Origin of the sequence: Legionella dresdenensis, from assembly GCF_042649825.1 — a bacterium.
In the GTDB taxonomy this organism is placed as follows: domain Bacteria; phylum Pseudomonadota; class Gammaproteobacteria; order Legionellales; family Legionellaceae; genus Legionella_C; species Legionella_C dresdenensis.
Window position 1 is genome coordinate 162,103 of sequence record NZ_JBHSAB010000014.1, and the last position, 11,509, is coordinate 173,611.

Sequence of the window (11,509 nt, forward strand, 5' to 3'; positions counted from 1 at the left end):
GCATGTATTTTGGTCGAATAATTTTTGCCCTCCCTCTACAGGGGAGGGCATCTATTAAATCATTCAACGTTTGATTTGCCCGGATTAATGCTCTTCGGCTGGGTGATCGACAGGACTGCCGTTCACTACTCTCGCTGTTTTACCGCTATCAGAGTGTTGATCTTTATCAAGCGACTGCATAGAGTCCCAATCTTCCGGCGGTGAAGGTGTTTTACCTGCCATGATTTCCTGAATCTGCTGGCTATCAATGGTTTCGTATTTAATCAGCGCCTCAGCCATCAAATGCAATATATCCATTTTAGCGACCAGAATTTCTTTGGCACGCTGATAATTGCGATCAATGATTGCTCTCACTTCTTCATCAATCAGTTGGGCAGTCTTATCAGAAACTTCTTTGTTCTGGCTTACGCTGCGCCCCAGAAACACTTCATTTTCTTCCTGACCAAAGGTTAATGGCCCCAGATCCGATAACCCCCAGCTGGTAACCATTTTGCGGGAAATTTCCGTTGCACGCATAATATCGTTTGATGCACCCGTCGTGACGCTTTCCACACCGAAAATCAGTTCTTCCGCCAAACGGCCGCCAAACAGACTGCACAACTGGCTTTCCAGACGGCGTTTGCTATGACTGTAGCGGTCTTGCTCCGGCAGGAACATGGTAACCCCCAAAGCGCGTCCACGCGGAATAATTGTCACTTTGTAAACCGGATCATGCTCAGGAACCGACAGCCCAACTATGGCATGCCCTGCTTCATGATATGCCGTGAGTTTTTTCTCATTCTCATCCATAACCATTGAACGGCGTTCAGCGCCCATCATGATTTTGTCTTTTGCTTTATCAAGCTCAATCATGCCGACTTTACGCTTGTTGGCACGGGCGGCAAATAACGCAGCTTCGTTCACCAGATTTGCAAGATCTGCGCCTGAAAAACCGGGTGTACCACGCGCGATGGGCAGAATTTCAACATTTTTGTCAATCGGCACTTTGCTTAAATGAACTTTCAGGATTTGCTCGCGACCGCGAATATCAGGTAATGGAACAACAACCTGACGATCAAAACGGCCAGGGCGCAGCAAGGCCGGATCAAGCACATCAGGACGGTTAGTCGCTGAGACGACAATCACGCCATCATTATTTTCGAAACCATCCATTTCAACCAGTAACTGGTTTAATGTCTGCTCACGTTCATCGTGCCCGCCGCCAAGACCGGCGCCACGATGACGGCCGACCGCGTCAATCTCATCGATAAAGATAATGCAAGGCGCATGTTTTTTGGCCTGCTCAAACATATCGCGAACGCGGGATGCGCCAACCCCTACGAACATTTCAACAAAATCAGAACCGGAAATAGTAAAGAAAGGAACTTTGGCTTCACCGGCAACGGCCTTGGCCAGCAACGTTTTTCCTGTACCCGGAGAGCCTACCAATAATACACCGCGCGGGATACGGCCGCCCAGGCTCTGGAATTTGCTTGGATCGCGCAGAAAATCAACCAGCTCTTTGACTTCTTCTTTCGCCTCATCGACGCCGGCTACATCAGCAAAGGTCACCTTGACCTGATCCTCGCCTAGCAAACGTGCCCGTGAACGTCCAAACGACATCGCGCCCCGGCCGCCGCCGCCTTGCATCTGGCGCATGAAGAAAACCCAGACGCCGATTAGAAGCAACATCGGGAACCAGTTAACAAACAAGTGCAGCAGGAAGCTTTCCTGTTGTTTTTCCTGACCGCTGACATCAACTTTGCTTTTAAGCAGTTGCCCTAATAAAGCATCGTCTTGTAACGGCATATAGGTAATAAAGCGTTGGTTATTTTTTGTTGTTCCTTTAATAACCTTGCTATCTTCGATAATTACCGAATTTACCAGTCCCTGATCAATTTCTTTCAGGAATTGGCTGTAAGAAATTTTTTCAGTCGATGTATGACGCGGACCGAAATTACTAAACACTGATACCAGCACAATGGCTATTATCAACCATAAAAATAAATTTTTTACCATGTCGTTCAAAGTATTAACCTCGATTAGGACGTATTCACGACGCCGGAATGATAAAGTTACTATAAATTATAGTTACACCGCAATTGAATATCTTATTTTTATAACATCCTGACAATTTTATTGGGTTACGTCTACCCCTTATACTGTTTTGCCATTAAATAGGTTTCCCTTGAACGAGCCCGTGATGCCGCGGGCTTACGGATTACGACCCGGCTAAATTTCTGCCTTGCCAGCTTAATCAATTCATCAAAGCCTGAACCATGAAAAATCTTCATTAACAAGGCGCCTCCTGGTTTCAGAGTCTTGTCCGCAAAATCAAAAGCCAGTTCAGCCAGATACATTGCCCGTGGAATATCAATCGCATCGGTGCCGCTCATATTTGGGGCCATATCTGACAAAAGCAAGTCTATTCCGTTTTCGGGAATAACATCCAGCAACGCCTGAAAAACGGTATCTTCTCTGAAATCGCCCTGGATAAACGTCACATCAGGCAAAGCATCCATAACCAGTATATCCAATGCAACAATCGTGCCCTGACCATTTAATTTCTGGCTGACATATTGTGTCCAGCCGCCAGGGGCCGCCCCAAGATCAACAATTGTCATCCCGGATTTTATTAATTGCTCTTTCTCATCGATTTCAATGAGTTTATAGACAGCCCTGCTGCGGTAGCCTTCAGCCTGAGCTTTCTTAACATACACATCATCAAAATGTTCCTGCAACCATCTTTTACTGCTTTTTGAACGCGCCATGCTGGTTAATCATTAAAAAAATAGAAATAGATTAAGGGATAATACTCAACTTCGCTACCTTTTCCCAGCAAAACGTGCAATAATTCACCATTTTTAATTAAGGATTTGTTGTGAAAAGTGAATTTAGAAAAGAATTGAAGGCTCGGGCCCATCATTTGAAGCCTGTTGTCCTGCTTGGCGCCAAGGGACTAACTCAGGCGGTTATTGAAGAAACCGATGTCGCGCTTAATGCGCATGAATTAATTAAAGTCAAAATTAATGGCGCGGAACGTGACGATCGCCGGCAGATGGCTATTGAGTTATGCGAACAATTGGCTGCTGAACTGGTACAGACCATTGGCAATACAATTGTTGTGTATCGTAAAAAACCTGAATAACTAAAGAATACTTCTATTGCAAATGATAATCATTATCATCTATAGTGAATAAAAACACTTTAGATGGAGCAATCGATGGCATTTGCATATTCCAATATTTCTGAACTGAATCATCAGATCCGTTTTTTGTTGTTTGAAATTGGCATTGCATTATCCCCTGCCGCGATTGAGTCCTTCATTCTTGCGGCCAGTGAATCGCATCTGCGGCAGCTTAAAGTGCAGGCCGCTAACGATGGTTTGCTAAACAGGCCAGTCTCGGCTTTTGATTCATCGGATTTTATCCGACAATTAAAACAGCAATGCAAAACAACAATCAGCGAAAGTATTTTCTATCGATGGCAGCAATTCCATTCCGAAGTTCAACACACGATTGCCAATCAGGCTTTAGCACGTGCCTATCGGCATCATTGGCAGAACACACTCTATAACCGCAGCAAACGGGCGGCATCCTTCTGGTCATGGCTCATCACGCATCATACCGCCGAGGAAATGCTATTGTTTTTAGAGCAATGGGGAAGTTATGCATACCAGCAACAACAATTAATTTTAGAACGAAAGCTATTCAGCTACCGTGAAAGCCTGCAATATTTTCCAGAATTCAATGCTCAGGTCAATTTGCACTGGTGCGCGTTACATCATAACCAGGCCGAAGCTACACCTGGCTATAAGGCAGAAATCAAACAGTATTTTCCCAAATTATGGCAAATCTGGCATGAGCATTTGCTGTTTAAACGGCTTAACCCCGACGATTATTACCCCATACCTGTCCATCCCTGGCAATGGAGGGCGCATAACCAGCAACAATTGGCTCAGCCAATCGACAATAAAGAATTGATTCTGGTTATGCCGCATTGCCAGCCAACACGGCCTCTGGCTACAGGCGATACCCTTATATCACCAGCTACATCAAACCGCTGCCTGCAAACAAACCTTACAAGTACCCGGCCTGAAGAAAATTGTGTGAATAATAAGATAATGCAGCAGATTACAACCATTCTGGAAGAAAATCATCATTATCAGCAATCGCTTTTTATCATGGCCCAAACAAGCCAGATTAACACGTTACATGGCACCTTGACCTTCTCATTATCTGAGCACCCGGTTCAGGTATTACAAAACAACCAGCAATTAATCCCGTTACCGGCAGTATTCGCTCATTCACCATTAAGCAGCAAACCGCTATTGCTGGATCTGATTACTGCCAGCCGTCTGTCGCCAGAAAATTATTTTATCAAATACTGTCAATGTATTCTGACAAGCCAGCTCCAGGCGTTGCTAATCGATAAACTGGCTTTTATGACTAAATCGCAAAATCAGTTATTGGTCATGGAAAATGCTCAACCGCGAGCGCTTGTTTTAAGAAATATTGAGTACAGTTTGACTGAACGGGATGATTTCAGCCCGGCAGGATATTTTCCATTATTCATTGAGAATACTATTCATAATAATATATCAATCCTGATTGATTGCCTGAGTCATTATTATCAATTGCCGGAACAGAGGCTATGGCAGCTGTTGGCCAACATGCTGGACAGCCTGATGTTACGCTTTAAATCCGTTGATACGGACAAGGCAATCCAAAGTCTGAAAAAAGCGCTATCTGCAAGTCACTGGTATAAAGGCAGTCCGCTGCTGACAGAGCTTACCGGCAAGAGAGGATGTTCCTATCTGGCACAATTGAATCCGATGCATGATGTTCTGGCTTTTGATGTTAATTAATCGCCTTTTGCGGGTATTGTAGCATTAGATTGCGCGTGACAGCTTCCTGAAGATTGTATAAACTTGCAGTATTGCGCAGAGTTGATTCAGATAATGCTAAAACATATACCAAATATTTTAACATTCTTTCGCCTGATATTGATCGCGCCTTTCCTGTTTTTTTTATGCCATCAGCAATACGATAAGGCGCTTTATGTGTTTTTTATCGCCGGCTTTACTGATGGGCTGGACGGCTGGCTTGCGCGTCATTTTCAGTGGCAAAGTGCGTTGGGCTCTTTTATTGACCCCCTGGCAGACAAACTGCTGGTGGCTACGAGCTTTATTTCGCTTGCTGTCATCGGCAGCCTGCCCTGGTGGTTAGTCATTCTGGTCTTTCTACGTGATTTGACTATTTCGCTCTCGGTCGTTTTCTGGTACTGGTTTGTGCAACGAAAGCTCGAATTTAAGCCAACCATGCTCAGCAAAATTAATACTACCCTGCAATTATTTCTGGTAACCCTTTGTCTCTTTGAACTTGCGTTTTTCAAACTGCCTTATTTAATCGCGATAGTGATGTGGTGTACAGCTGCAACCACTGCCGCCACCTATATTGACTATGGATTGACCTGGGGCAGGAAAGCCCGTTTAATGAAATCTGCACCTAAATGAATAGTTCTCAATTAGCGCTTGCCATTAAACTTGATGAACAGGCAACCCTGGATGACTATTGCTGGGGCAACAATACCATTCTGCAGCAACAGCTTGACCACACACTCTACCATAACGGGGAACGTTTGCTTTATTTATGGGGCGAAACCGGCTGTGGTAAATCCCATATTTTGCAGGCCTGCTGTCATGCGATCAATCGCCAGAGTACCGCGGCTTATCTGCCGCTCAATTTTCTCCGTGACTGGGATACTGAAAGTATCGAGGGAATGGATGAGCAGGATTTAATCGCCCTCGACGACATTGATGCCATTGCCGGCAATGCGGCATGGGAAGAAGCTATTTTCCATCTTTATAACCGAATACGCGATAATGGCCGAACTATTCTGTTAATCAGCGGCAAAACCCCTCCTGCGTCATCTCCGATTCAGCTCCCTGATTTACGCTCACGGCTAGCCTGGAGTTTGGTTATCCAGATTGAACCGCCTGATGATGCACTCAAGATCACCGCCTTACAGAAACAGGCACAAAAACGAGGTTTTGAACTACCAGACAGCGTCGCCCTGTTTATGATTAACCGCTGTGCCCGCAACATGCATGAGCTTTACCATATCCTGGATCGGCTTGATGAAGCCTCGTTGGCAGCACAGCGTAAAATTACCATTCCATTTGTTAAAATGGTTCTGGGTATTTAATTTTTTCTTAATATAGTCAATAATATTAATAACTTATTATTCCTAGGGAACGCCAATGAATGCGCCTACGATTTCAAGGACTGAGATCATCACGGCGAGATCAGATCTGCTCAATGACAGTTTGTTAAGCGGTCTGGAAAGGTTCGTACGCCAACATTATTTTATTCAGGATCAACAGGCATATCAGGAACAAATTCTTGGAATTGGGCAGGAAGGGGATTTGGCGCTCTATTATGATTGCCATGGGCAACTACTCGGTTTCACCCGCTTTAACCGCCAGCGCTTGTATGTTAATAACAGGTGGGCGACTATTTATACAGGCGGCACCTATCACGACAAGCACTGTAATCTCGGTAATGCCAATGCGAAATTTGGCCTGGCACACGCAGTCAAACAAAGACTGTCCAATCCATCAGAAGACATCTTTTATTTTGCTCATGCCTATAGTCCAGAACGTTATCAATTTTTATGCAGCTTAAGCGATACCGTATATCCTTACCCTGATGAAACCGTTCCTGAAACGGTATTAAACCTGGTAGAACAAGTAAAAACCGCAAACAATTGGCTCTCCAATCCCAATCATCCCATGGTGATTACCAGTCCCATGCCTCTTATACCACTCGATGATACAAAAGCTATGAGCAACAATACGTTAACTGATTATTATTACTCCGTTAATCCTGATTACCAGAATGGAGATTTGTTGCTGGTCTATCTGGAACTTGAATTATCAACCATAAGCGACAGCATCAAGCGCATGGTCTGCCAGCAGCCGACTCATAATCAGGACAGGCAATGAACTCCATTTCGGCATCACTATTGTCGTCCTGAGTTTTAAGTTTGAAAAAGCTGTTTGCCGATAATGATCGCTTTAATGTAACCGGTTTTGCGGTGAGAGCAATGCCTTGTTCCCGGATAACAGGCATCGGCTCAGGTTTCGCGTCATATTTTGCTATTTTCTGTTCAACATAATTCGATAACCCGATTAGTTTGTCTTTTTCCTTTTGGGCTATGCCTTCATCGCATATTTCTTCAATTTTTTCTTTTTCATACCCAATCCAGCGTCCAATGACGCCCTCAATGGCAGGGCGCTCCAGAAACCAGTACACAATAAAGCTGGCTAATCCGACCGTTGTGCAAGCCAGAATAATGGGCAGAAATGTCGGCGACACCGAAGCAGAACATAACGCCGCAATAGACATAGCAACCGCCTGGCCAGCAAAGAAACCGCCGCCAAAGCGAAAGAAAACGCCTATTGCCGCCGCGGTAATCATTTTAATGATATTCATGACATTATTGTTTAACGCTGCACGCAATTTGGCTCTGACCTCATCCAGCACCGTCTGACGATTTCGGAGCAAATCGAGCAGCGTTTTATCTGCACGCAATTTATCAATGTTTTCTTCATTATATAAACTATTACCAAGCTGCTTGCGCATTCCTTTAAGTAAAGCAGTTTGCTGTTGATATAATTCGAGCATATGCGGGGTATGTTTTATTCTAAAACCAAGGTTGCGGGAAAGCTCCAGAAAATCAAACGCAAAAAATACTGCAATCGACAGGATAGAAAACACGAGCCCCACCGAAAAAATCGCGCTGGCCGGCAGCATGAACAAGTTTAAAATAGAGGTAATTCCATCAAATCCTTCACAGCCCAAAACAATAATACCGGCAAAAGCCAACATAAGAAATTTCAGCCTGTCTCGCCAGGTTGAGGCAGTATGCCGGGCATAGTCAGCGTTGTTGCCTGCCAGGTCACGCAGCAAAGCCACCATCAGCCCTTCCCAGAGATAGCGTTCTGAATCCGCAATTGCATGTGCAGTGAGTAGCCATTGGCAAAGTTGCCTGCGCTCGACTGTTGCCTGCTCCTCCTGCCCGGAGAGCACAGTTAATGAACTGGTTATCCTTGTTAGTTGCTTTATCAGTGCAATGCTCTCTGAACTTAGCTGAATCTGGCTAATCATATTTACCTCAATAATTTCGCCTTCCAAAGACTTTGCAATCGTAACCCGAAGAATAAATTATACCCATGTTGCTTGAAAATGCGAGTTTTTGTAGCTGGCGTAAAATGGGAATCACTCTAACATAGCTGCTTTATTTGCAAGTAAACCAGGATATTCTGAGAAGCAATATGTGCGCCTATGCTTGCAAGATATGCTTAACCGAGAAGGATTACGTACCCTTTCATCCTGAGCTTAAAAGCTATTTTCATTGATAATGTGCGTCAATTGTACTAACATATAAATATTAGATATTATTTTGAGATATAACATGACTAATGCTAGAAAGGTGGATAATATAAAAACACCTACAGCTAAAGACCAAAGAAGGGGAAAAAGACCTCAGTCAAGAACTGTGCGTGCTAAAACTTCCCGATTGGGATTTCGTGCTTCTGAGTCTCAAGCTAAAATAATCCGAATGGCCTCTGATATAAGTCATAAGTCATTGACCGAATTTATAACGGAGAGTGCGTATCAAGCGGCTGAAAAAATTATTTTGGATCAGCGGCTTTTTATGGTTTCGGGTGATATTTTTAATCAATTTTCTGAAATTCTGGATCGCCCAGAGCAAAAGAATGAAGGGCTAAAGGATTTATTTTCTTCATCATCTCCATGGGATTTAAATGACGTTAAAAAAACCTGAACCTTTAAATAAAGATCATAATTTAGCTGATTTTAAATGTAATTATCCAGAATTAGATGAATGGCTAAAAAAATATGCTTTTCAAGCAAAAATGTCCGGTTCTGCCAATACTTTTATAGTTGCTGATAATGCTCTTGTGGTTGGCTTTTATAGCCTTACAGTAGGACAGGTTGATGTTGATGAGGCATCTGAACGGATAAAAAAGGGAATGGGTAAATACCCTATTCCTGTTGTCATATTAGCAAGATTAGCTGTTCTTAATACATATCAAGGAAAGGGTATTGGGAAAGCAATGCTTAAAGATGCAATATTAAAAACCTTACAAATTGCAGAACAGAGCGGGGTCAGAGCTTTATTAGTTCATGCTATTGATGAGAAAGCCGAGACCTTTTACAAACGATTTGGATTTGAACCTTCTCCAATAAGAGGGAATCAATTACTACTTCTTTTAAAAGATGCTAGAAAAGCGGTATCTGAACAACAGTCAACTAATGATAAACTAGAAAAATCTGATTAATATAATTATCAGACTTAAAATGGGGCATACAACCGGATAATTTAGTGCAATTTTTGCAAAAACGTATATTAATAAAAACTTAAGCTTAATTGGATTGCTATACCCATGTAAGATATAAGTATAAAAATTTTGTTTTAGAATATCCAGTTGATTTTAGGTGGTTCAGCTTTATAGAAAAACCGATTGACTAAATTTAGTTAATATTTTATTAATATTAATCTGCTATAATATTTTATGTCCAGATTCAAATAGAGATATATATGCCATCGATAGTTTTTAAATATATGCCTGCTGGTAAATATGATACTCACATATATAAGAAAGATCCTGTATTACCACGGCATCATCAGCAACCTATTGGAGTCAAAAAATCACATAGAAGTGCTGTAATTCGATTCGATAGCAGTAACAATACTTATAATAATCAATGCATTAGTGTAGAAATTGAAGTAGATGATGAAAATAAAAAAAGTTTTTATGAAAGCCTATTGCGGCACATATCATATTCAGAAGAATTTATAGATTCAAATTACTTTACAGAAATAGATGATGATAATTTTAAAGAATTTATTGTTAATTTAATAAGTTCTTCGATTGCATATCCTAAGTCAGCCTTTAATCTTGATGAAATCAGGCAATTATTAGATGTATTAAAAACAGATGGGCATATCAGAGAAGAAGACCATACTACATTTATGCGTATCTTCAATAAGCTAGTTGAGTTAAAACAAAAAAATATTAATGAAACTACTATAAAATCTACATTGTTTAAATCAGCATTTGTACGTCTTGGAATGAGAGAGGGATATGAAAAGTCAAAAAAAATCTCTCATAATACCGGCATGTTTATGTTAGATAATTGTTTAGAAGAACTTAATAAACAAAAGCAATTCTTAGATTTAATAGAAGAGTTATCAAGCTTGATAAAAGAAGTTACAGAGCTTTCTGGATCTGAAGAGTTAAACCAGCAAGTGTCTAATTATGATTATGAGCTTAGTGATTCACGGTATCGCATTAGCTTAATAGAGGATTTTTTTGAAACTGAGTATTTTAAACTTGATCCTACTCAACAAACAATGCCCCCTTATTTACGCGAAAAAATAAAATCCATTCAGTCTTCTCCATTTGACAATGCTCAGTGCTTCAAGAGTTTATTTTATACGGTTGTTTTTTTGTCAACGGAGGATGGTATAAAGCAAATTCCAGCTTCTACTATCAATTCGATTAGTCAAGTTCATAATCATGCATTTGTAGATTTCTTAATTGGTAAAGCGTTTTTGAATCAGGCTAAATCAAATATTATTTATTTTGAAAAAGCTGTTAATCTATTGTTAAAAAATTCAGTAGAGACTAGAACAGATTGCCAAAAAGAAAGCGAAGAGGACACAGTCTTGTTTAAAGAGGCGCTAAGTAAAGAAATTAGTGCGTTTGTACAAACGCAAAAAGAGCCTGTTGTTAAATGTGCATTAATCAGAGCAAAAATAGAAGATAAATTAAAAAACACCCTAACCAGTACCCCTTGGGCATTAGGTTGGGCTGGTAGCCGATACAGTATAGAGCTGGGTGGGAATAGGTATTCTGTTCCCGAAGGTATATATAAACTTTATTATTTAACTGAAGAACCTGAAGCAAATTATAATCAAGTACAATCCCTGATTTCCCAAAAGGTAGAAAAAGCTGGCTCAGTGTTTTCCTTCTTTAGTAGGGTTCTAGGAAATGCTCGTTCGGAGCAAACACAAGCTGATTATGATGAATATAATGCTATTATCTCTAAAAAATTTGATAATTAATAAAAGACTCTCTTTTAAAGAGTAAAATTATCATAACTTATGTCAAATATTTTGGATCTTCATCTGCTTATATTTCCTGAAACTTAGGGAATAAATAAAATTACTCCATTATGTAAGAAAAGTCTGATTATTAAATTAATCAGACTTTTCTTGCATAATTTTTTTAATATCAAGTCAAAGTCATATTTATAACATGTCAAATAACTTTTTAATGAGTAACATAAAAGTTATGAAGTTAATTTAAAAGAATTATTTTCTATAAAATAATTTTCTAAATTATCAATAAAATTTTGGGTGTTTGTCCTAGTACTATTTCCATTTAATTTTGACATGTGAGGCTAGCATAAGCCTTATCAAATTTTTGCCTGGCATC

Annotated in this window: 11 protein-coding genes; 8 read left to right on the top strand and 3 right to left on the bottom strand. The window is 40.9% G+C overall.

The features are described 5' to 3' along the window. Positions 1 to 84: 84 nt before the first annotated feature. Complete coding sequence (gene ftsH, locus ACFORL_RS07555) at positions 85 to 1,998, bottom strand: ATP-dependent zinc metalloprotease FtsH (protein ID WP_382342669.1); 1,914 nt, start codon at positions 1,996 to 1,998, stop codon at positions 85 to 87. Positions 1,999 to 2,129: 131 nt separating this feature from the next. Further along, on the bottom strand, positions 2,130 to 2,750 hold the full coding sequence (gene rlmE / locus ACFORL_RS07560; protein WP_382342671.1) for a 23S rRNA (uridine(2552)-2'-O)-methyltransferase RlmE: 621 nt from the start codon (positions 2,748 to 2,750) through the stop codon (positions 2,130 to 2,132). Between the two features lie 110 nt (positions 2,751 to 2,860). Here rlmE and yhbY point away from each other — a divergent pair, with 110 nt between their 5' ends. The 5 genes from yhbY to ACFORL_RS07585 all read left to right on the top strand — a co-directional run bounded on the left by yhbY (position 2,861) and on the right by ACFORL_RS07585 (position 6,985). Next, positions 2,861 to 3,127 carry a ribosome assembly RNA-binding protein YhbY gene (gene yhbY / locus ACFORL_RS07565; RefSeq protein ID WP_382342673.1) on the top strand — a complete coding sequence of 89 codons (267 nt, stop codon included), beginning with the start codon at positions 2,861 to 2,863 and terminating at the stop codon, positions 3,125 to 3,127. 75 nt (positions 3,128 to 3,202) lie between these two features. Next, the gene (locus tag ACFORL_RS07570) at positions 3,203 to 4,846 is read left to right on the top strand and encodes an IucA/IucC family protein (protein ID WP_382342675.1); all 1,644 of its coding nucleotides are present in this window, start codon (positions 3,203 to 3,205) and stop codon (positions 4,844 to 4,846) included. 90 nt (positions 4,847 to 4,936) lie between these two features. Beyond that, the gene (locus ACFORL_RS07575) at positions 4,937 to 5,494 is read left to right on the top strand and encodes a CDP-alcohol phosphatidyltransferase family protein (protein WP_382342694.1); all 558 of its coding nucleotides are present in this window, start codon (positions 4,937 to 4,939) and stop codon (positions 5,492 to 5,494) included. Continuing rightward, on the top strand, positions 5,491 to 6,186 hold the full coding sequence (gene hda / locus ACFORL_RS07580) for a DnaA regulatory inactivator Hda (RefSeq protein ID WP_382342678.1): 696 nt from the start codon (positions 5,491 to 5,493) through the stop codon (positions 6,184 to 6,186). Before ACFORL_RS07575 ends, hda begins: the two co-directional genes overlap by 4 nt. 55 nt (positions 6,187 to 6,241) lie before the next feature. Then, positions 6,242 to 6,985 carry a hypothetical protein gene (locus ACFORL_RS07585; RefSeq protein ID WP_382342679.1) on the top strand — a complete coding sequence of 248 codons (744 nt, stop codon included), beginning with the start codon at positions 6,242 to 6,244 and terminating at the stop codon, positions 6,983 to 6,985. Here the strand turns inward: ACFORL_RS07585 and ACFORL_RS07590 are convergent. Further along, complete coding sequence (locus ACFORL_RS07590) at positions 6,936 to 8,150, bottom strand: hypothetical protein (protein ID WP_382342681.1); 1,215 nt, start codon at positions 8,148 to 8,150, stop codon at positions 6,936 to 6,938. The genes ACFORL_RS07585 and ACFORL_RS07590 overlap by 50 nt on opposite strands. A gap of 307 nt (positions 8,151 to 8,457) precedes the next feature. Between ACFORL_RS07590 and ACFORL_RS07595 the strand changes: the two genes are divergently transcribed. From ACFORL_RS07595 to ACFORL_RS07605, 3 genes are all read left to right on the top strand, one after another. Next, the gene (locus tag ACFORL_RS07595; RefSeq protein ID WP_382342683.1) at positions 8,458 to 8,829 is read left to right on the top strand and encodes a type II toxin-antitoxin system TacA family antitoxin; all 372 of its coding nucleotides are present in this window, start codon (positions 8,458 to 8,460) and stop codon (positions 8,827 to 8,829) included. Next, positions 8,810 to 9,346: a GNAT family N-acetyltransferase gene (locus ACFORL_RS07600; RefSeq protein ID WP_382342685.1), complete on the top strand. Its 537-nt coding sequence runs from the start codon at positions 8,810 to 8,812 to the stop codon at positions 9,344 to 9,346. The genes ACFORL_RS07595 and ACFORL_RS07600 overlap by 20 nt, the downstream gene beginning before the upstream one ends. 260 nt (positions 9,347 to 9,606) lie before the next feature. Continuing rightward, positions 9,607 to 11,136, top strand: a complete 1,530-nt coding sequence (locus tag ACFORL_RS07605; RefSeq protein WP_382342687.1) for a hypothetical protein — start codon at positions 9,607 to 9,609, stop codon at positions 11,134 to 11,136. The last annotated feature ends 373 nt before the right edge of the window (positions 11,137 to 11,509 follow it).